Source organism: Halomonas sp. 25-S5 (assembly GCF_029889845.1).
Classification (GTDB): Bacteria; Pseudomonadota; Gammaproteobacteria; order Pseudomonadales; family Halomonadaceae; genus Halomonas.
Genome location: NZ_JARANV010000036.1, coordinates 1 through 19,514, shown reverse-complemented (window position 1 = coordinate 19,514; position 19,514 = coordinate 1). Strand labels below are relative to the sequence as shown.

Sequence of the window (19,514 nt, the reverse complement as noted above, 5' to 3'; positions counted from 1 at the left end):
CAGAGAGATCCACCGTCGCTGATAGCCCCTCGCTCCCTGACCCGTCGGCATTGAGGACAACCATATGTAAATAGAGACAACCGAGCCCTTGACGGGTCAATCCATACCAGGCCCGGTAAGCGACAGCGCACCGGGCGAGTAGTGGCCAACTCACGCCACTGGAGGCTCCATAAGCCAGATGCGCCTTCGGCTTATCTGGCCTACAAACCCGACATCCGTCCATCAGCGTCAGTAGAACCCGGGCTCGCTCCTGGGTCGGGTCTTGAAGCGCCGGTGTAGCCACAGATACTGCTCGGGGTGCTTGCGAATGGCGGCTTCGATGAAGGCGTTGACCTTGGCCGCGTCGGCTACCTCGTCGCCGCTGGGGAAGTTCTCCAGCGGCGGCAAGTACTCCAGTGTGTAGGTACGGTTGTCCGGATTGCGGTGGAAGATCAGTGGCATGACGGGCGCCCCGGTCATACGGGCGATCTTGGCAGTGAGCTTGATGCTGGCTGCCTCAATGCCGAAGAAGGGGGCGAAGACGCTGACGTCGCGGCCGAAGTCCTGGTCCGGGGAGTACCAGACATGGTGCCCGGCCTTGATCCGTCGCACCACGCCGCGCAGGTCATGACGGTCGATGGAAATGCCGAAGATGCGGTTGCGCGCGCGGGTCATGAAGCGCTCGAAGAGCGGGTTGTCGTGGGGGCGATAGACCACATCCGCGGGGAAGAACAGCGAATGCAGGGCGCCGCCCAGGTCCAGGGTCGAGAAGTGCACACCGATGATCAGTGCCCCCTTCCCTTGCGCCTGCACCCGGGCCATGTGCTCCTGGCCCTTGAAGGTGACCCGGTGGCGCAAGTGTTCAGGGTCGCGGCACCAGCCGGTGGCGGTCTCCATGATCCCGATGCCGTTGGCGATAAAGGTCTCGCGGACCAACCTCTGATGCTGCTCGTCGTCCCGCTCGGGAAAGCAGAGCCGCAGGTTAGTCTCGGTGATATGCCGGCGGCGTTTCGCGAAGCGCCAGGCGGCCAGACCGATCGCCTTGCCGACCCAGAGCTTGAGGCGCCAGGGCAGCCAGGCGGCAACATGCATCGAGCCGATGGCCAGCCAAACCGGCCAGTAGCGGGGATGGGCGAAGGCGGTCTTGGTGGTAGCGTCCCTGGACATGCGGCTTCCCGTGCTGCGGTGATCAGTGCGCGCCATGATAGCGCCTGGGTACCCTCGGCAGCACCCCGGTGAGCAGGGTGTAGCTGATGGTGTCGCAATGGCGTGCCACCTCGTCCACGGACAGCAGTGCGCCGTTCGTGGCGCGCCCCCAGAGCACCACCTCGCTGCCGATGTCGGCCTCGGGAAGCTCGGTGAGATCCACCGTCAGCATGTCCATGGAGACCTTGCCGGCGATGGCCGTGCGTTGTCCGTCGACCAGCACCGGGGTGCCGTCGACCGCATGCCGGTCATAGCCGTCGCCGTAGCCGCAGGCGACCACGCCGATCCGCGAGGGGCGTGGCGCCCTCCAGCGCCCGGCATAGCCCACCGGCTCGCCCGGGGCGAGTTCGCGCACGGCGATGATTGCGGAGCGCAGGGTCATCACCGGCGCCAGGCGACGGCTCGCCTCGCTGGAGGCCTCCAGCGGGTCGCTGCCGTAGAGCATCACCCCCGGACGGTTCCAGGCGCCATGCGCCTCGGGCCAGGCCAGGGTGGCGGGCGAATTGGCGAGGCAGGTGGGCGCCTCGAGCCGTATCGCCAGGTCGTCGAGCAGCGCGAGCTGGCGCCGGAAGTAGTCGGGCGCCAGGGCATCGGCGGTGGCGAAGTGGCTCATCAGGTGCAGGTCGCAGGCGCAGTCGGGCGCCGCGACGAGACGCGCCCAGACCACCTCGGCCTGTTCCGGCGGGAAGCCCAGCCGGTGCATGCCCGAGTCCACCTTGACCCACACCGGGATGGGGTGCGCGGGGCGATAGGCGAGCAGCGCCTCCAGCTGCCAGTCGGTGTGCACCGCGATCCACAGCCCCAGCGCCTCGACTCGCTCGAGCTCGGCGGCCTCGAAGATGCCCTCGAGCAGCACGATGGGCACCGTGATGCCCCCCTCGCGCAGGGCCTGCGCCTCCTCGAGGCAGGCCACGGCGAAGGCCGGCGCCAGGCCCTCGAGCGCCCGGGCACAGGCCACGGCGCCATGGCCATAGGCATCGGCCTTGATCACGGCGACGGCGCGGCTGTGGGGGGCCTGGTCACGGGCCAGGCGATAGTTGTGACGCAGGGCGTCGAGGTCGATGTCGGCGATCAGCGGCCGGGCCATGGTCGGGGTCCTGGGGCAGTGGCGTGCCGGTGCCGGAGGGGCCTCCGGCACGCGACGTCACTCGAAGATGGCATCCAGCGAGAGGCCCTGCTTGTCGAGCATTCGGCGCAGCTTCTTGAGCGCTTCCACCTGGATCTGGCGGACCCGTTCGCGCGTCAGGCCGATCTCCTCGCCGACCTGCTCGAGTGTCGCGGCCTCGTGGCCGCGCAAGCCGAAGCGGCGCACCACCACCTCCATCTGCTTCTCGGTGAGCTCGGCCAGCCATTCGTCGACATGCTGGCGCACGTCGCCGTCCACCAGGGTGGACTCGGGGCCCTGGTCGTTGTCGTCGGCCAGGGTCTCGATCAGCGGCTTGTCGCTCTCGCTACCCATCGGGTAGTCGACGGAGGAGACGCGCTCATTGAGGCCCATCATCTTCTTGACGGTCGCCACCGGCTTGTCAAGATGGTCGGCGATCTCCTCGGCCGTGGCCTCGTGATCCAGCTTCTGGGTCAACTCACGGGCCGCCCGCAGGTAGATGTTGAGTTCCTTGACCACATGGATCGGCAGCCGAATGGTGCGGGTCTGGTTCATCAGCGCCCGCTCGATGGTCTGGCGGATCCACCAGGTGGCGTAGGTGGAGAAGCGAAAGCCGCGCTCGGGATCGAACTTCTCCACCGCGCGGATCAGGCCCAGGTTACCCTCCTCGATCAGGTCGAGCAGGGTGAGGCCACGATTGAGATAACGCCGGGCGATCTTCACCACCAGGCGCAGGTTCGACTCGATCATCCGCGAGCGGCCCAGCGGGTCACCCTTGCGCGCCAGGCGCCCGAAGAAGACCTCTTCCTCCGGCGTCAGCAGCGGCGAGAAGCCGATCTCGTTGAGGTAGATCTGGGTGGCATCGAGGCTGTGACGCTGATGGCGATCCTCGCGACTCAGCGCCTTCTCGAAGGCCTCATCGTCGCCGACCACCGCCTCCTCGTCCTCGGTGTCCTCCCGCTCATCCTCGCTCTCGACAGCGTCCTCGTTCGCCTCGTTGGCGGATGCCAGATGCACATCCTGAAGATCCCGTTCAAGCATGCTCATCGATTGCTACCCCATGGTTGCGACCGGGCGTCGTGGGTCCATGGCCGGACGATCGACGCGCGAAGTTATTATTGTGCGGTACCTCGTCCGTCCTACATCCGATGCTGGCCGACCGTCAGGGTCAGGGTCAGCGGGCAGGCAGAAACTCGAGGGGATCCTGAGGCTGGCCGTCCTTGCGCACCTCGAAATGCAGCCTGACATCCTCGGCATCACTGTCGCCCATGGTGGCGATGACCTCGCCAGCCTCGACCACATCATTCTCCTTGACGTTCAGGGTGTCGTTGTGGGCATAGGCACTCAGGAACTGGTCGTTGTGCTTGAGCAGAATCAGGTTGCCGTAGCCCCTGACGCCGCTGCCCGCATAGACCACGATTCCCGGGCCGGCTGCCTTGACAGGTTGCCCCTTTTGACCCGCGATATCAATGCCGGCGGTGATGCTTCCGCCCTCGCCGAAACGACCGACCACGTCACCCTCGAACGGCCACTGCCAGGCCACCTCATCCACCGGGGTGTAGCGGCGCCCGGCGCGCTGCTCGGCGGCCGGCTCGCCGGCGACCGAGGTCCCGGCATCGGCGCCTCGCTCCGTCGACGCCCGGGCGACCTGGGACGCCTCGACGTCGGGCGCGGCGCTCGGTTCGGTGCTGCGCTGTGCCGCCGCGCCAGTGGCCTGCTCTTCCTCCGCGTCTTCCGCGCGCGACACCCGTTCACGCCGTTCGGCCAGGTCGCGCTCGCTCAGGCTGCCGTCCGCTCCCGGGCTCTCGTAGCTGTAGACCGGTCCCGGCCCCTGGTCGGCGCCCGAGACGGCATCGGCGCTTTCCGTCGTTGATGGGCTGGCCACGGCCGCCTGGCTGGGCCCCTGGGGCGAGTCGTCCGCCTCCTGACGCTCGGCCGAGAGGCGGCGGTTACGTTCGATGGCACTCTCGTCGGGCATCAGCCAATCGAGCTCCTCATCGCTCCCCGATGCCTGGCCGCCGAGACCGGTGGCCACGACCCCACGGCCGCCGGCCGCGTCCTCGCCGCCGCCCTGGCCGGAGGCCGCGGTGGCGCTGCCCTCGCCGCCCAGCACCAGCCGCTGACCGGGCTCGATGCGGTAAGGAGGGCCGATGCGATTGAGACGGGCCAGGTCGCGGTAGTCCATGTCATAGCGCCAGGCGATGCCGTAGAGCGTGTCGCCGGCTTCCACGGTGTAGTCGGCGGGCGTCGCATCCGCGCGGCTGGCCGACAGGTCGCGAACCTGTACCGGCCCGCTCTCGCCCTGCTGGGCGGCACAGCCGGCGAGCGCCAGGGCCAGGCCAGAAATCAGAAATACCTTATGCATCGGAGCCTTCCTCCTTGTCAGCACCTTGTCGAGAACCGGATGTCGCCGGCCGATTGGCCCGGCTGATCAGCAGCACCAGGGCCGCACCGGCCAGCATCAGGGCCACCACCGCCGGCAGCCGGGCAGGGTCGCCGGTCAGCTCGGCGAAGTCGGCCGGGGTCAGGTAACGGTAGTCGAGGGGAATCATCTGGCCCTCGGAACCCAGTTGGTAGCGTACCAGTTCGCGCCATGGCCAGAGTACCGGCAGCGAACCGATGATGAAGCCGACCAGCAGCTGCAGGGTTGCGGTGTGATGGTGGCGCAGCAGCCAGGAGAGCAACCGCGAGAAGCCGAACAGGCCGATCAGGCAGCCCGCCCCGAACAGCCCGATCAACCCCAGGTCGAAGCCGCGGATGCCCTGCATCACCGTGCCATAGAGACCCATGGTCAGCAGCAGGAAGCTGCCCGACACACCGGGCAGCAGCAGGGCACTGATGGCGATGGCCCCGCCCACCACCAGCACCAGGTCGGGATTGCCGAGCTGGGTGACCAGCGGCATCAGCGACGGCAGGCCGTGGGCGAGCAGCAGGCCAGCGGCGAGCGGCAGCAGGTGCCACCATTTCCAGTCGGCCGGATGGCGGCTGACGACCACCGCCGAGGCGGCCACCAGGCCGAAGAAGAAGCCGTTGAGCAGCTGAGGGAAATCGTCCATCAACCAGACGACCAGGTGGGCCACGCTGAACAGGCTGATGGCGATGCCGGCCAGCAGCGGTAGCACGAAGGCCAGGTTGAGATGCACCACCAGCAACGCAAGGCCGCCGCGACGCCAGGCGACGAAGGCGCTGGGGCCGAACTGCTTGATGCTGTGGATCAGCTCCTCATAGATGCCGGTGACGAAGGCGATGGTGCCGCCGGACACACCGGGCACCGCATCGGCGGCCCCCATGCCGGCGCCCCTGAGAAAGATACCGAGATGACGCTTCAACAGCGGACTCCTTTCATCGAATGACGCCTTCCAGCAGCGGCACGAACCGCACCGCTTCCAGCCGCTGTGTCTCGAAGCCATCACCGCTGCGGCGCACACGGGTCAGGGATTGCCGGCCATCCGGCTCGGCCAGCGGCGTGATCAACACCCCCCCGTCGCCGAGCTGGGCGAGCAGCGGCGCGGGCAACTCGCTGGCACAGGCGGTCAGCAGGATCACGTCGAAGGGCGCCTCCTCCGGCCAGCCATGGCCACCATCGGCGAGGCGCAGCCGGGTATTGCGAACCTCGAGCAGGCGCAGGCGACCTCCGGCACGGCGATGCAGGGCATTGATCCGTTCCACCGACCAGAGTTCCTTCACCAGCCGCGACAGCACCAGGGTCTGGTAGCCGGAGCCGGTGCCCACCTCCAGCACCCGGGACGGCGCCTCCTGGATCACCAGCTCGGTCATGCGTGCCACCATCCACGGCTGGGAGAGGGTCTGGCCATGACCGATGGGCAGCGAGGTGTCCTCGTAGGCACGATGCGCCAGGGCCTCGTCGAGGAAGAGATGACGCGGCTCCCGGGCCATCACCTCCAGGACCCGTCGGTCATGGATCCCCTGGTCGGCCAGGCGGCCGATCATGCGGTCCCGGGTTCGCTGCGATGTCATGCCGACACCGCGCAGCAGTTCAGGTGAGTGCATCCAGCCAGTCCTGCACGTCGTCGCGCGCTGCATGCCGGGTCAGGTCGGTCTGCAGCGGCGTGATGGAAACATAGCCCGCCTCGACGGCGGCGAAGTCGGTGTCCGGGCCATCGTCGGCATTTTCGCCCACGGTGGCGATCCAGTAGCGCAGCCGGCCCCGTGGATCACGAACCTCCAGGGGGCGCGCTGCCGGGCCGCGATAGCCCATCCGGGTGACCCGAAAGCCCTGGATCTCGCTCCACGGCAGGTCCGGCACGTTGACGTTGAGCAGGCTGCGCGGCGGCAGCGAGAGCTGGTCGGCCGCCCCGACCAGGCTCGCCGCCACCCGTCCGGCGGTCTCGAAATGGCGCGCCCCCACCAGCGACATAGCGATGGCCGCCATGCCCAGGTTGCGCCCCTCCATGGCGGCGGCCACGGTGCCGGAGTAGAGCACGTCGTCGCCGAGGTTGCCACCGTGGTTGATGCCCGATATCACCAGGTCGGGCTTCTCGTCCCAGACGCCGTTGACCCCCAGGTAGACACAGTCCGCGGGCGTACCGTCGACGCTGTAGAAGCCGTTGTCGAGTGAGGAGAGCGCCAGCGGCCGGCTCAGCGTGAGGGAGTTGCTGGCCCCGCTCTTGTCGCGATCCGGCGCGACCACACGCAGCCGCGCATGAGGCAGCAGGGCATCGTGGAGGGCGCGCAGCCCCGGGGCATGCACCCCGTCGTCATTGGATAACAGCAGTCGACGCATCACAGGCTCCTGTCGGTAGGAGGGGCCCCTAGGAAGGGATGAGAGATCAGTTCCCGCAGCACGGCGGTGGCGAAGGCTCCCCGCGGCAGGCTAAAAGCCAGCCAGAGCTCGCCGTCGCCGCGTGTCAGCCGCGGCTCGCCCAGGCGCAGCCGCAAGGCCCGGCGGGCCAGGCGAACGCCGGCGCGTTCGAGCCCGCCACACAGCCCGGGGTAGCGCGCGACCAGAGCGGCCTCGTGGGCCCGGGCCGCGCCGGCGGCACGCGACGTGCCGACGCCCCAGAGTATTCCGGCGGGATGCAGGTCGAGGCGCCGGGCGCGCTCGCCAAGCTCGGCGAGCTCGGCGGCATCGTCGGGCGCGACGTCGAACTGGCTGGCGCTGCCGTCGAGCATCACCACCTCGCCGGGCAGCGGCATGGCCCAGCTGTGGTCGCGCACCCGGGCCGCCAGCAGCTCGTTGAACAGGAAGCTGCGGGCCGCCGAGAGCAGCATGCCCTCACGATCATCGCGCTTGCGCCAGCCGCGGGCCAGCACGGCCCGGGCACGCTGCAGGTTGCGCCCGTCCGCGCCGAAGCGCTGGGGGCCGACATAGTTGGCGACCCCCGCGTCGCAGAGGCGCTGCCAGCGCACCTCGAGCGCCGGGTCGGCCACGGCCGACCCGGTGATTCGTAAGTGGAAGCGATTGGCCCGGTGCACGCCGCGCTTTAGCTTGCGCGGATGGCGGGCCTGGTCGAGCACCCGGATGCCACGCTCGGCGAGTCGCGCCACGAGCCCCTCGGGGGCCTCGCGGCCGGGCAACTGCACGGAGAGCCATTGGCGGGTCACGGCGACGCGGTCCTTCATGCCCGCATAGCCGACCACCCGCGGCGAGACCTCGCAGAGCCGTGCCAGCTCTCGGGCCACCATGGCGGTGGTCAGGTCGCGCTTCTCGATGAACAGCCAGAGGTGCTCGCCCTCCCCTTCCGGGGCAAAGTCGAGGGCCTCCTCGACCCGGAAGTCCTCGGGAACGGCGCGGTAGTCGCCGGATGGCGGCGCGCCGAGCTCGCCCTCCAGCACCCGCGGCCAGGCCGGGGGCCAGTCGATGGCATCCTGGATGCCGGGGGAGCCGACCTCACTCACCGGCCGCCTCCCCGTCGCGACGCACCAGCAGCGCCACCGCCTCAGCGGCGATGCCCTCGCCGCGGCCGGTGAAGCCGAGCCGTTCGCTGGTGGTGGCCTTGACGTTGACCGCGCCCCGGGCGATGCCCAGGTCCGCGGCGATATGCCCGGCCATGGCGTCGATATGCGGCGCCATCCTCGGCGCCTGGGCGATCAGCGTGGCGTCCAGATTGCCGACCCGGTAGCCGGCCCCGTCCACCAGCCGGGCGACCTGGCGCAGCAGCAAACGGCTGTCGGCGCCGGCCCAGGCCGGGTCGGTGTCGGGGAAGTGGCGGCCGATGTCGCCCAGCGCGCAGGCGCCCAGCAGGGCGTCGCAGAGCGCATGCAGCAGCACGTCGCCGTCGGAGTGGGCGACGAATCCCCGGTCGAAGGGAATGGCGACGCCGCCGACCATCAGGTGGTCGCCCTCGCCGAAGCGGTGGACATCGAAGCCGTGGCCGATTCGCATCATGTTCGTTTTATACCTGTTGCTGGGCAGACAATATCAAAGCCGCCAGGGCCAGGTCCTCGGGATGGGTGATCTTGAGGTTATCGCGACGTCCGCTGACCAGCCGCGGCGAGAGGCCCGCCGCCTCCACCGCCGAGGCCTCGTCAGTCACGGCGACGCCGCGCGCCTGCGCCTCGTCAAGGGCGCGGTGCAGCAGTCCATAGCGGAAGCCCTGGGGGGTATAGGCGTGCCAGAGGCCCTCGCGGGGCTCGGTGGCCTGCACCCGCCCGGCGCCGTCGTCGCGCTTCATGGTATCGGCCACCGGGGCCGCCAGCAGCCCGCCCACGGGGTCGTCCACAATGGCCGCCAGCAGCCGCGAAAGATCGTCGACGGTGACGCAGGGCCGGGCCACGTCGTGAACCAGCACCAGGTCATTCTCATCGGCCTCCGGGGCGATGGCCGCCAGGGCGTTGACCACCGAGTCGACGCGCTCGGCCCCGCCAGGGGCGCGACGCCAGTCGGCAAAGGGCACCCAGGCCGGGTCGAAGTGGCCGTCGTCGGCGTCCAGACAGAGGCAGAGCCGGGCCTCGGGGAAGGCCGCGTGGAGGCGCGCCAGGGTGCAGGCCAGCACCGGCCGGCCGGCCAGCGGCAGATACTGCTTGGGGCGGTCGGCGTCCATGCGCCGCCCCTGCCCCGCGGCAGGCACCACCAGCCACGGGCGACGGCTCATTGGCCAGCCTCGGCGCCGGATGCCGGCATGCCCACCAGGCCGGCATTGGCCTCGAGACCGGTGGTCTCCACCGCCACGCCGGGCACCCAGAAGAACTGCTCGTCGCTGCGCACCATGCCGATGTCGCTACGGGCCCGCTCCTCGATGGCATCGAGGCCGGTCTTGAGGTCCACCACCTCGGCGGCCAGGCGCGCATTGCGGGCGCGTAGCGGCTGGTTTTGTTCCTCCAACACGGCCACCCGCTGGCGCACCTCGGTGAGCTCGCGCATGCCGCCCTCGCCCAGCCACAGCCGGTACTGCAGCAGCGCGAGCAGGATGATGAGCACGATGGCCAGCCACTTGAGCATGCAGGGAGTCCGTCACGAGGTTGCCGATGGCGGGCATTATGCCAGTTTCGCCGCCTATCGGCAGGGTTTAGGAGCCTTCCCGGAAGGGCAGCGCCGCCTCTGCCGCCCGGCAGTAGGCCTCGACATGGGCCCGCTCCTCGGCGCAGAAGCGCGCCACGGCGTCGCGCAGGCGCGGGTCGGCGATATGGTGCAGCGAGGTGAGTCGCCGCGGAGCGAAGCCCCGGGCGAGCTTGTGTTCGCCCTGGGTGCCGGGGTCGAAGGTGGTCAGGCCGCGTTCGAGACAATGCTCGATGCCCTGGTAGTAGCAGGCCTCGAAGTGCAGGCAGTCGGCCAGTACCTCGCTGCCCCAGTAGCGCCCGTAGAGGGTGCGCGCGCCCTGCAGGCAGAGCGCGGCGGCCACCGGGGCGCCGTCGCATCGGGCCTGGATCAGCAGCAGCGACTCGGGCAGGGTGCGGCGCAGGCGCTCGAAGAAATCGAGGCCGAGGTAGCCGTGTCGGCCGCGTTCCAGGTGGGTGATCTCGTAGCAGCGGAAGAAGTGGGCCATCGCCGCCGCGTCGATGGCCTCGCCCTCCAGGCGATGCAGGGTCAGGCCCTGGTCGGCCACCAGGCGCCGCTCGCGGCGGATCGCCTTGCGTCGCTTCGCGGTCAGGGTGGCCAGAAAGCCCTCGAAGTCGCCGTAGCCGCGATCGCGCCACTGGAACTGCACGCCCTGGCGTGCCAGCAGGGACGGACAGGCCGCCTGCCAGGCCTCGACCTCGCGCGGCTCGGCGAACAGCAGGTGCCAGCTCGACAGCGCGCTTTCCTCCCAGGCCTGGGCCAGCACCCGGCGGGCAGCCAGGGGGTCGAGGTGCGGGGCCAGGGCCAGGCGCGGCCCGGGTGCCGGGGTGAAGGGAATCGCCGAGAGCCCCTTGGGGTAGTAGTCGCCCCCGGCGCGCTCCCAGGCCTCGGCCCAGCCCCAGTCGAAGACGTATTCACCGAAGGAGTGGTGCTTGTGGTAGTGCGGCATGACGCCAACCAGCGCCTCGCCCTGCCAGAGGGTCAGGTGGCGCGGTACCCAGCCGGTGGCGGGGCTCACCGCCCCGCTAGCCTCCAGGGCATGCAGGAACTCGTGGCGCAGGAAGGGATGGTCGTCGCCGACCAGCGCATTCCAGGCCGCGGCCGGCACCGCCTCGATGGCGGGCAGTAGTTGCAAAACGAGCGATGACATGGCGGCTCCTGGGCAAGTGCAGTTATCCAAGGCGAGGGGCGCCGAGGGCAGGTCGAAGAGCAGGTCCTACGCCATGGATGGCGTCGGTAGCGCCCAAAGAGGGGTTCACAGCGCCTGCTCGATGGTCCGACACTTCGGGACCTGCCGACGGATCAGCCCCGAACCATGCCACCTATGCGACGGCTCCGATAGCTGACAAGCCGTTGGCAGAAGGCCTACATTGTGCCCAGTGCCCGAGCCCCCTTCCATCCTCATCGACACACGGAGACGTGCATGACCGACGCCCGCGCCCTGCAGGCGCGCCTGGACCAGCAGCGCCACGCCTTCGCCGCCGAGCCCTTCCCCTCGGCGGCGACCCGCCGCGACCGCCTCGCCCGCCTGGCGCGCATGACCCGCCACCACCGCGACGAGGTCATCCAGGCGATCCACCAGGATTTCGGCCACCGCGCCGAGGCCGAGACGCGTCTGGCGGAGATCGCTCCGCTGCTGCTGGCACTCCGCCACACCCGCCGGCACCTGAAGCGCTGGATGGCGCCGCGCCGTGCCGCCGTGCCCTGGCGGCTGCAGCCGGCCCGGGCGCGCATCTATCGCCAGCCGCTGGGGGTCGTGGGCATCTTCGCCCCGGCCAACTACCCCTGGAGCCTGGCGCTGCTGCCGGCGGTCGATGCCCTGGCCGCCGGCAACCGGGTGATGATCAAGCCCAGCGAGCAGACTCCCACCACCAGCGCCCTGCTGGCCCGGCTGGTCGAGCGCTACTTCGCGCCCGACGAGCTGTGCGTGGTCACCGGCGACACGCAGACCGCCCAGGCCTTCGCCGCCCTGCCCTTCGACCACCTGCTGTTCACCGGCAGCCCGGCGATGGGCCACGAGGTCGCACGCGCGGCCGCCGACCATCTGACGCCGGTCACCCTGGAACTCGGCGGCAAGGCTCCGACCATCGTCGCCGATGATGCCGACCTGGCGCATGCCGCCCGGCGCATCGCCTTCGGCAAGTGGCTCAACGCCGGCCGGACCTGCATCGCCCCGGATCATGTGCTGATCGATGCGGCACGGCTGCCGGCCTTCATCGAGGCGATCCGCGAGGTGGTCAAGGCGTTCTATCCACGGGGCACCGCCAGCGACGACTATTCGGCGGTGCCCGGCGAGCCCTCGCGCCTGCGGCTCGATCGCCTGCTCGACGAGGCCCGCGATCACGGCTGCCGGGTGATCGAACTGGGCGAGCGTCTGAAGCTTGGCCGGGACACCAAACTGCCACCTACACTGGTAGTGGACCCGACCGCCAACCTGGCGATCATGCAGGAGGAGATATTCGGCCCCTGGCTGCCGGTGATCGGCGTGCGCGACTTCGACGCCGCCCTGGCCAGGGTCGCCGAGGGGCCTCGCCCCCTGGCGCTCTACGCCTTCACCGACGACCCGGGCCGTCGCCGGCGCCTGCTGGAGCAGACCCACTCGGGGGGCGTGGTCTTCAATGACACCCTGTGGCACTACGCCGTGCCCGCCCTGCCCTTCGGTGGCATCGGCGAGAGCGGTATGGGAGCCTACCAGGGCGAGACCGGCTTCCTGCGCTTCAGCCACCAGCGCAGCGTCTTCCTGCAGGCCCGCCACAACGCCGTGTGGCTGCTCGATCCGCCCTGGCGCCGCTGGTGGCTGCGCCTGCTAGGGCTCTAGCATGATCCGCCCGGTGCGCTAGCGCTTACCGGGCCTACGGCCGGGGCAAGGTTCACAGGGCAGTGGTAGGCCCGATAAGCCGGAGGCGCATCGGGCATGATCCGCCCAGGGCGCTGGCGCTTACCGGGCCTACGGCCGGGGCAAGGTTCGCAGGGCAGTGGTAGGCCCGATAAGTCGGAGGCGCATCGGGCATAGCCCGCCTAGTGCGCTGGCGCTTACCAGGCCTACAACTGGGGCTGTAATCCGGTCTCCCGGCAACAAAATCGCGGTAACAAAACTACAAATATTGCCAATTACCGGGTAGCATGGCGAATTATCCGGACGCTTTATTGGTAAGTTTACAAGACAACCGACACTCGATTCCGAGGTGACCCATGGCCAGCACGACCCCCGCCCTCCATCCCACCGTCGCCGACGTCACCCGCCGCATCCGCCAGCGCTCCGCCGAGCGCCGCGCCCTCTACGAGCAGCGCATGGCCGACCAGCACCGCCGCGGTGTGCACCGGGGCGAGCTCTCCTGCGGCAATCTGGCCCACGGCTTCGCGGCCTGCGGCGCGACGGACAAGAATTCGCTGAAGCTGATGAACTCGGCCAACCTCGGCATCATCTCGGCCTACAACGACATGCTCTCGGCCCACCAGCCGCTGGAGACCTTCCCCGAGACCATCAAGGCCGCCGCCCGCGCCATGGGCTCCACCGCCCAGTTCGCCGGCGGCGTGCCGGCCATGTGCGACGGCGTGACCCAGGGCCAGCCGGGCATGGAGCTGTCGCTGTTCTCCCGCGATGTCATCGCCATGGCGACTGCCGTGGGGCTCTCCCACAACATGTTCGACGCCGCCCTCTACCTCGGCGTGTGCGACAAGATCGTCCCGGGGCTATTCATCGCCGCGGCGCGCTTCGGTCATCTGCCGGCCATGTTCGTGCCTGCCGGGCCCATGCCCAGCGGCCTGCCCAACAAGGAGAAGGCACGCATCCGCCAGCTGTTCGCCGAGGGCAAGGCCAGCCGCGAAGACCTGCTCGAGGCCGAGTCGCAGTCCTACCATAGCCCCGGCACCTGCACCTTCTACGGCACCGCCAACTCCAATCAGCTGATGATGGAGATGATGGGCCTGCACCTGCCGGGCACCTCCTTCGTCAACCCCGGCACCGAGATGCGCGAGGCGCTGACCCGCTTCGCCACCGAGCAGGCGATCCGCAATACCGAGCCCAGCGGCGACTATCGCCCCTTCTACAAGCAGATCGACGAGCGCGCCATCGTCAACGCCATCGTCGGCTTGCTCGCCTCCGGCGGCTCGACCAACCACACCCTGCACCTGGTGGCCATGGCCGCCGCGGCCGGCCTCACTCTCACCTGGGAGGACTTCACCGACCTCTCCGCCGTGACGCCGAGCCTGATGCAGGTCTATCCCAACGGCCAGGCCGACATCAACCACTTCCAGGCCGCGGGCGGCATGAGCTACCTGTTCCGCGAACTGATCGGTGCCGGTCTGATCCATGGCGACATTCCCTCGGTGTTCGGCACCGACCTGACCGCCTACACCCAGGAGCCCTTCCTCGAGGACGGCAAGCTGGTGTGGCGCGAGGGACCGGAGCAGAGCCTCGACACCGAGGTGTTGCGCGGCGTGGCAGACCCCTTCGCCCCCACCGGCGGCCTCACGGTGCTCGACGGCAACCTGGGCCGTGGCGTGATCAAGGTCTCGGCCGTGGCCCCCGAGCACCGCGTGGTGGAGGCGCCGGTACGCATCTTCGAAGACCAGAACGACCTCAAGGGTGCCTTCGAGGCCGGCGAGCTGGACCGCGACGTGATCGCCGTGGTGCGCTTCCAGGGCCCCAAGGCCAACGGCATGCCGGAACTGCACAAGCTGACGCCCTATCTCGGCGTGCTGCAGGACCGCGGCTACAAGGTGGCACTGGTCACCGACGGGCGCATGTCCGGCGCCTCCGGCAAGGTGCCGGCGGCTATCCACATCAGCCCCGAGGCCCTGGACGGCGGCCCGCTGGCCAAGCTCAAGAATGGCGACATCGTGCGCCTGGATGCCGACAAGGGCAGTCTCGAGGTCAAGATCGACGCCCACACCTGGGCCGAACGCGAACTGCGGGTCGGCGATCTCGACCATTACCACGTGGGCCTGGGCCGCGAGCTGTTCGGCGGTTTCCGCCACCTGGCCATGCGCGGCGAAGAGGGTGCTGGGGTGTTCGGCGGTTTCGAGGCCGACGACCTGGCGCGCCAGGAGAGCCAGATCCACGAAGACGACGCCTGAGTCACTGCCAGAACAGGGCTACCGCAGTTGCACAGCGAGAAGCGCCGGGGACAGGTCGGAGAGGAGGTCCTACGCCAGGGATGGCGTCGGTAGCGCCCAGGGAGGGGTTCACAGCGCCCCCTCGCAGGCCTGTCACCGGAATAGCTTCGAGCGATTGCCATCTGCAACAGCCCTGACGGCCAGAAGGGACGAATTAACGATGACAAGACCCGCCCTGATCGGTGATATCGGCGGTACCAATGCGCGCTTCGCCCTGGTGACCCCGGGCGCCTTCACGCCCCGGGACATCCAGAGCCTGCCCTGTGCCGATTACCCGGGCCTGGTCGAGGCGGTCCGCGACTACCTCGGCCGGGTCGGGCTGACGGGCGAAGCCGCCCCCCGCGAGGCCTGCCTGGCCTTCGCCTGCCCGATCCGCGACGACCGGGTGAAGATGACCAACAACCACTGGACCTTCTCCCGGGAGGAGGTCCAGCAAACGCTGGGGCTCAGCCTCTTCAAGGCCATCAATGACTTCACCGCCCAGGCGCTGGGCGTGCCCCATGTGGCCGACAGTGACCTGGTGGACGTGCAGCGCGGCGTGGCGGTTCCCCATGCGGCACGGCTGGTGATCGGCCCCGGCACTGGCCTGGGCGTGGCCGGGCTCTTTCCCGGCCGTCACGCCTGGATCCCGCTACCCACCGAGGGCGGCCACGTGACCTTCGCGCCCACCGACGAGCGCGAGCAGAACCTGCTGCGGCATTTTCGTAACCGCTACGGCCGCGTCTCGGTGGAGCGCATCCTCTGCGGCCAGGGGCTGCTCGACCTCTACCTGGCCCACTGCTCGCTGAAAGGCGCCCCGCCGCGCCATGCCAGCCCGGCCGAAGTCACCCAGGCGGCCGCGGGCGGCGACGGCGTGGCCCGTGATACCCTGCTGCGGTTCCTGAAGATCCTCGGCGATGTCTGCGGCGATGCCGCCCTGACCTTGGGGGCCCGCGGCGGAGTCGCCCTGTGCGGCGGTATCCTGCCACGGCTGCTCGAGTGGCTGCCCGAGAGCCGCTTCCTCGAGGCCTTCACCGACAAGGGACGCATGAGCGCCTACACCGGGGCCATCCCGGTCCAGGTGGTCACCGCGCCCTGGACGGGCCTGCTGGGCGCCGCCGAGGCCCTGCACAACGAGGAGGTCGAATGACCCCGGAGGAGATCGAATGATTCCCGAGTCGCTTGCCCGGCTGGTCGAAGAGACCCGCGGCCAGCGCCGCGCCGAGTGGCACGGCCGCGAGGTGTGGCTGGCCAACGAGGCCTGGGGGGAACTCGCCGTCTCGCTCCAGGGCGCCCAGGTGCTTCACTTTTTACCCGCGCCCGAGGCCGCGCGAGCCGCGGGCGCTCCGGCGACGACGGACAACGTCGCCAAGGAGGCCCTGGTGCCCGGTGGCTGGCTATGGGTCACCCCCACGCCCCAGGACCTGCCCGGCGCGATCCGCGGTGGCGTCCCGCTGTGCTGGCCGTGGTTCGCCGACGAGAACACCGCCGACGAGACGCCCGACCGCTCGGGACCCATGCATGGCCCGGCACGCAAGGCCCAGTGGCGCCTCGACGCCGTGGACGAGCACGAGGAGGGCGTGGAGCTGCACCTCTCGCCCGACGAGCGCCTGCACGGCCAGCTCACGCCCCGCGCGGTGATCCAGGCCAACGCCCGGCGCCTGCATGTGGAGCTGATCACCGAGCATGTCGGGGAGACGCCGGTGAAGATCACCGGGGCCCTGCACAGCTACCTGGCGGTCGCCGATGCCTTCGCCTGCCGCGTCGAGGGCCTGGCCGGCGCCACCTACCTGGACAAGCTGGCCGACTTCGCCGAGCGGGACCAGCAGGGCGAGCTCGGCGTGCGCGGAGCGCTGGATCGCATCTACCGCAGCAATGCCGAACTGTGTCTCGACGACGGCAGCCGCCGCCTGAGAATCGCCCGCCAGGGCAGTGATTCCGCGGTGGTCTGGCATCCTGGCGACGCGCCCCCCGGGGACACCTCGAGCGAGGCCGCCCGCCACTTCCTGTGCGTCGAGTCGGCCAACACCCGGCTCGACCCGGTGTGGCTGGTCCCCGGCGCCCAGCACCTGCTGGGCACCACCCTGAGCCGTGAGGAGACAGCGAGCCCATGACCCCCGTGATCAGCTTCGGCGAGGCCCTCGTCGACCTGCTTTCCAGCCGCCTCGGCGACGCACCGGACGGGACAGCGGATGCCCCGGAGACCTTCACCCCCTATGCCGGTGGCGCCCCCGCCAATGTGGCCGTGGCCTGCGCCCGCCTGGGCGTACCCAGCCGCTTCCTCGGCATGCTCGGCGAGGACCACTTCGGTGACTTCCTGGCCGCCGAGCTGGCCGCCCATGGCGTGGACACCTCCGGCGTGGTGCGCACCCGCGAGGCACGCACGGCACTCGCCTTCGTCTCCCGCGATGCCGAGGGCGAGCGCACCTTCGACTTCTACCGCCCACCGGCCGCGGATCTGCTCTATCGCCTGGAACACCTGCCCGCCGGCGTCTTCGCCGAGCCGGCTATCGTGCACTTCTGCAGCAACAGCCTGACCGAGCCCGAGATCGCCGAGACCACCCTGGCCATGGCCGAGATGGCCCGCCGCGCCGGCTGCCTGGTGAGCGTGGATGCCAACCTGCGCCACAACCTCTGGGAAGGCGGGGCCGCCGACATCAGCCTGGTCACCCGGTTGCTCGACGCCGCCGACCTGCTCAAGCTCTCGACGGACGAGCTCGACACCCTGCGCGCCGACCACCCCCGGGAGGGCTGGCTGGCCGAACGCTTCGCCGCCGGGGTCAAGGTCGCGGTGATCACCGACGGTCCGGGCGAGGTGATGCTGAAGGGGGTCGGCCTGGACGAGCGTATCACCCCACCCCGGGTCGAGGCGGTGGATACCACGGCAGGCGGGGACGCCTTCATCGGCGGCTTGCTGGCCGAACTCGCCGAGTACACCGCGGGGCAGGACCTCGACGGCGACTGGGCCCGGGACACGGCCTTCCTGCGCCGCGCGGTGGAGATCGCCAGTCGCTGCGGCGCCCACGCCGTGACCCGCCCCGGGGCCTACGCCTCACTGCCCACCCGCGAGGACCTGGAGCGACTGCAGGGCTGAGTCGCCACCCGTCGATCGGCCGGGCTCAGGCAAGCGCGGTCTCGATGACCGCCTTCTCGTGCAGGGTCCGATGCACGGGGCACTTGTCGGCGATCGCCAACAGGCGCTCGCGCTGCTCTTCGGTCAGCTCGCCTTCCAGGCGGATCTGGCGACGGAAGACATCCACCTTGTCGGGGGTCTCCTCGCAGTGTTCGCACTCCTCGCCATGGGCCTTGTTGTGGCTCACCTCCACGGCGACATGCTCCAGGGGGATCTTCTTGTGCCGCGCATAGAGCCGGATCGTCATGGCGGTGCAGGCCCCCAGTCCCGCGGAGAGGAACTGGTAAGGGGTCGGCCCCAGGTCGCTGCCGCCCACATCCTCGGGCTCGTCTACCACCAGCGAGTGCTTGCCGCCCACTACCACATCCTGACGTAGGCCCTCAGGGTCGGCCTCGGCGACGCGCACCAACCCTTCCGGAACCGCCTCGGGTGTGGGTTCGGCAGCCAGGTCCAGGTAGCGTGACGACCAGGAGACGATGACATCGGCAGCGTATTCGGCATCCGCCTCGCGGCTGATCAGGTGGTCGGCATCGTCCAGGGTAACGAAGGACTTGGGGTGCTTCGCCGCCTGGAAGATTGTCGCGGCATTGTCGATACCGACCAGGCTGTCGATGGGGGAATGCAATACCAGCAGCGCCGTTCCCAGGCGCGGCAGGGCATCGTCGAGGGAGCTGGCCTCGATATCCTCGATGAACTCCCGGCGAATCTCGAAGCGCCGACCGGCCAGGGAGACTTCCGCCGCCCCCTTGTCGCGGATCTCCTCCAGCGTGTCGCCGAAGTTCTTCAGCACGTGCTCCGGGTCGGCCGGTGCGGCGATGGTGACCAGCGCCTTCAGGCCGGGGATCTCGGGCGCCACCTTGATGGCGGCCGCCCCTCCCAGCGAATGGCCGATCAACAGCTGAGGGGCCATGTCTCGACCCTCCAGGTACTCCGCGGCCTTGACGAGATCCGCCACGTTGGACGAGAAGCCGGTATTGGCGAACTCGCCCCCCGAGTGGCCGAGGCCGGTGAAGTCGAAGCGCAGCACGGCGATGCCCCGCGCCGCCAGCCGGCCGGCAATGCGCCGGGCGGCGGGAATGTCCTTGGAGCAAGTGAAGCAATGGGCGAAGAGCGCCGTGGCACGGACCGGGCCTTCGGGCAGGTCCAGCCTTGCGGCCAGGGTCGAGCCTTCGTGCCCGCTGAATTCGATACGTTCGCTGTGCATGACGCCTCCTTATCGATGATTACCGCCGGTAGCCGAGTCGCGGCCGTCCCCCCGACAAAGCCTAGCAGGCCGCCGGCGGTTGGCTCGGCACCACAGCGAGATTCGCTTGAGGCCGCGCTTGTTTCGTGTACATGGACCCAGATTCCTGTGCATCTGCCATGTGTCCCTCCTGCGGTTCTGATGATTGGCCGCCCCTTCCCTCCAGCGGGTCCCGTCGAGCCGGTTCCCCGCCTTCCTCGGTACTACGAGCGACTCCGACTCCCGCCTTTCCGTCCGGCTGGCTCCTTCTGGTCGCCTGGCCGTACCCCCTGAGTGCCTGGTGTTTGCTTCC

The 19,514-nt window shown here is 69.5% G+C and carries 18 protein-coding genes; 5 read left to right on the top strand and 13 right to left on the bottom strand.

The genetic code is table 11. The annotated features are described in order from the left end of the window. Nucleotides 1-228: 228 nt before the first annotated feature. From lpxL to OP498_RS17465, 12 genes are all read right to left on the bottom strand, one after another. Nucleotides 229-1,146 (bottom strand): LpxL/LpxP family Kdo(2)-lipid IV(A) lauroyl/palmitoleoyl acyltransferase, encoded by a 918-nt coding sequence (gene lpxL, locus OP498_RS17520; protein ID WP_280547880.1) that lies wholly within the window; start codon nucleotides 1,144-1,146, stop codon nucleotides 229-231. 22 nt (nucleotides 1,147-1,168) lie between these two features. Next, entirely contained in the window at nucleotides 1,169-2,272 is a 1,104-nt protein-coding gene (alr, locus tag OP498_RS17515) for an alanine racemase (protein ID WP_280547881.1), read from the bottom strand. Nucleotides 2,273-2,329: 57 nt separating this feature from the next. Next, complete coding sequence (gene rpoS, locus OP498_RS17510; protein ID WP_280554634.1) at nucleotides 2,330-3,331, bottom strand: RNA polymerase sigma factor RpoS; 1,002 nt, start codon at nucleotides 3,329-3,331, stop codon at nucleotides 2,330-2,332. A 133-nt stretch (nucleotides 3,332-3,464) separates the two neighbouring features. Then, nucleotides 3,465-4,655: a peptidoglycan DD-metalloendopeptidase family protein gene (locus OP498_RS17505; RefSeq protein ID WP_280554631.1), complete on the bottom strand. Its 1,191-nt coding sequence runs from the start codon at nucleotides 4,653-4,655 to the stop codon at nucleotides 3,465-3,467. Further along, nucleotides 4,648-5,622: a DUF368 domain-containing protein gene (locus OP498_RS17500; protein ID WP_280547969.1), complete on the bottom strand. Its 975-nt coding sequence runs from the start codon at nucleotides 5,620-5,622 to the stop codon at nucleotides 4,648-4,650. The genes OP498_RS17505 and OP498_RS17500 overlap by 8 nt, the downstream gene beginning before the upstream one ends. A 10-nt stretch (nucleotides 5,623-5,632) precedes the next feature. Further along, complete coding sequence (locus tag OP498_RS17495; protein ID WP_280547884.1) at nucleotides 5,633-6,301, bottom strand: protein-L-isoaspartate(D-aspartate) O-methyltransferase; 669 nt, start codon at nucleotides 6,299-6,301, stop codon at nucleotides 5,633-5,635. Next, nucleotides 6,288-7,034 (bottom strand): 5'/3'-nucleotidase SurE, encoded by a 747-nt coding sequence (gene surE / locus OP498_RS17490; protein WP_280547885.1) that lies wholly within the window; start codon nucleotides 7,032-7,034, stop codon nucleotides 6,288-6,290. The genes OP498_RS17495 and surE overlap by 14 nt, the downstream gene beginning before the upstream one ends. Continuing rightward, on the bottom strand, nucleotides 7,034-8,149 hold the full coding sequence (truD, locus tag OP498_RS17485) for a tRNA pseudouridine(13) synthase TruD (protein ID WP_280554629.1): 1,116 nt from the start codon (nucleotides 8,147-8,149) through the stop codon (nucleotides 7,034-7,036). Before truD ends, surE begins: the two co-directional genes overlap by 1 nt. Continuing rightward, nucleotides 8,142-8,636 carry a 2-C-methyl-D-erythritol 2,4-cyclodiphosphate synthase gene (ispF, locus tag OP498_RS17480; protein ID WP_280554633.1) on the bottom strand — a complete coding sequence of 165 codons (495 nt, stop codon included), beginning with the start codon at nucleotides 8,634-8,636 and terminating at the stop codon, nucleotides 8,142-8,144. The genes truD and ispF overlap by 8 nt, the downstream gene beginning before the upstream one ends. Nucleotides 8,637-8,646: 10 nt before the next feature. After that, nucleotides 8,647-9,345, bottom strand: a complete 699-nt coding sequence (gene ispD / locus OP498_RS17475; protein WP_280554628.1) for a 2-C-methyl-D-erythritol 4-phosphate cytidylyltransferase — start codon at nucleotides 9,343-9,345, stop codon at nucleotides 8,647-8,649. Next, nucleotides 9,342-9,692 carry a cell division protein FtsB gene (ftsB, locus tag OP498_RS17470; protein ID WP_280554626.1) on the bottom strand — a complete coding sequence of 117 codons (351 nt, stop codon included), beginning with the start codon at nucleotides 9,690-9,692 and terminating at the stop codon, nucleotides 9,342-9,344. The genes ispD and ftsB overlap by 4 nt, the downstream gene beginning before the upstream one ends. Nucleotides 9,693-9,759: 67 nt before the next feature. Further along, nucleotides 9,760-10,899 carry a GNAT family N-acetyltransferase gene (locus tag OP498_RS17465; protein ID WP_280554624.1) on the bottom strand — a complete coding sequence of 380 codons (1,140 nt, stop codon included), beginning with the start codon at nucleotides 10,897-10,899 and terminating at the stop codon, nucleotides 9,760-9,762. Nucleotides 10,900-11,172: 273 nt separating this feature from the next. Here OP498_RS17465 and OP498_RS17460 point away from each other — a divergent pair, with 273 nt between their 5' ends. From OP498_RS17460 to OP498_RS17440, 5 genes are all read left to right on the top strand, one after another. Continuing rightward, nucleotides 11,173-12,567, top strand: a complete 1,395-nt coding sequence (locus tag OP498_RS17460) for an aldehyde dehydrogenase family protein (RefSeq protein ID WP_280547890.1) — start codon at nucleotides 11,173-11,175, stop codon at nucleotides 12,565-12,567. Between the two features lie 374 nt (nucleotides 12,568-12,941). Next, nucleotides 12,942-14,828 carry a phosphogluconate dehydratase gene (edd, locus tag OP498_RS17455; RefSeq protein ID WP_280547891.1) on the top strand — a complete coding sequence of 629 codons (1,887 nt, stop codon included), beginning with the start codon at nucleotides 12,942-12,944 and terminating at the stop codon, nucleotides 14,826-14,828. 199 nt (nucleotides 14,829-15,027) lie between these two features. After that, nucleotides 15,028-15,996 carry a glucokinase gene (glk, locus tag OP498_RS17450; protein ID WP_280554623.1) on the top strand — a complete coding sequence of 323 codons (969 nt, stop codon included), beginning with the start codon at nucleotides 15,028-15,030 and terminating at the stop codon, nucleotides 15,994-15,996. A gap of 16 nt (nucleotides 15,997-16,012) precedes the next feature. After that, a complete protein-coding gene (locus tag OP498_RS17445; protein ID WP_280554622.1) occupies nucleotides 16,013-16,960 on the top strand; it encodes a D-hexose-6-phosphate mutarotase in 948 nt (315 codons plus the stop codon). Continuing rightward, on the top strand, nucleotides 16,957-17,940 hold the full coding sequence (locus tag OP498_RS17440) for a carbohydrate kinase (protein ID WP_280547894.1): 984 nt from the start codon (nucleotides 16,957-16,959) through the stop codon (nucleotides 17,938-17,940). The genes OP498_RS17445 and OP498_RS17440 overlap by 4 nt, the downstream gene beginning before the upstream one ends. A gap of 25 nt (nucleotides 17,941-17,965) precedes the next feature. On the opposite strand, the gene OP498_RS17435 is transcribed toward OP498_RS17440, so the two are convergent. Next, entirely contained in the window at nucleotides 17,966-19,183 is a 1,218-nt protein-coding gene (locus OP498_RS17435; protein ID WP_280547895.1) for a bifunctional alpha/beta hydrolase/OsmC family protein, read from the bottom strand. Nucleotides 19,184-19,514 lie beyond the last annotated feature (331 nt).

Excerpts from the sequence above, each read along its gene's own strand:
- lpxL (WP_280547880.1), bottom strand. The coding sequence starts at position 1,146 with ATGTCCAGGGACGCTACCACCAAGACCGCCTTCGCCCATCCCCGCTAC.
- alr (WP_280547881.1), bottom strand. The coding sequence starts at position 2,272 with ATGGCCCGGCCGCTGATCGCCGACATCGACCTCGACGCCCTGCGTCAC.
- rpoS (WP_280554634.1), bottom strand. The coding sequence starts at position 3,331 with ATGCTTGAACGGGATCTTCAGGATGTGCATCTGGCATCCGCCAACGAG.
- OP498_RS17505 (WP_280554631.1), bottom strand. The coding sequence starts at position 4,655 with ATGCATAAGGTATTTCTGATTTCTGGCCTGGCCCTGGCGCTCGCCGGC.
- OP498_RS17495 (WP_280547884.1), bottom strand. The coding sequence starts at position 6,301 with ATGCACTCACCTGAACTGCTGCGCGGTGTCGGCATGACATCGCAGCGA.
- surE (WP_280547885.1), bottom strand. The coding sequence starts at position 7,034 with ATGCGTCGACTGCTGTTATCCAATGACGACGGGGTGCATGCCCCGGGG.
- ispF (WP_280554633.1), bottom strand. The coding sequence starts at position 8,636 with ATGCGAATCGGCCACGGCTTCGATGTCCACCGCTTCGGCGAGGGCGAC.
- ispD (WP_280554628.1), bottom strand. The coding sequence starts at position 9,345 with ATGAGCCGTCGCCCGTGGCTGGTGGTGCCTGCCGCGGGGCAGGGGCGG.
- ftsB (WP_280554626.1), bottom strand. The coding sequence starts at position 9,692 with ATGCTCAAGTGGCTGGCCATCGTGCTCATCATCCTGCTCGCGCTGCTG.
- OP498_RS17465 (WP_280554624.1), bottom strand. The coding sequence starts at position 10,899 with ATGTCATCGCTCGTTTTGCAACTACTGCCCGCCATCGAGGCGGTGCCG.
- OP498_RS17460 (WP_280547890.1), top strand. The coding sequence starts at position 11,173 with ATGACCGACGCCCGCGCCCTGCAGGCGCGCCTGGACCAGCAGCGCCAC.
- edd (WP_280547891.1), top strand. The coding sequence starts at position 12,942 with ATGGCCAGCACGACCCCCGCCCTCCATCCCACCGTCGCCGACGTCACC.
- glk (WP_280554623.1), top strand. The coding sequence starts at position 15,028 with ATGACAAGACCCGCCCTGATCGGTGATATCGGCGGTACCAATGCGCGC.
- OP498_RS17445 (WP_280554622.1), top strand. The coding sequence starts at position 16,013 with ATGATTCCCGAGTCGCTTGCCCGGCTGGTCGAAGAGACCCGCGGCCAG.
- OP498_RS17440 (WP_280547894.1), top strand. The coding sequence starts at position 16,957 with ATGACCCCCGTGATCAGCTTCGGCGAGGCCCTCGTCGACCTGCTTTCC.
- OP498_RS17435 (WP_280547895.1), bottom strand. The coding sequence starts at position 19,183 with ATGCACAGCGAACGTATCGAATTCAGCGGGCACGAAGGCTCGACCCTG.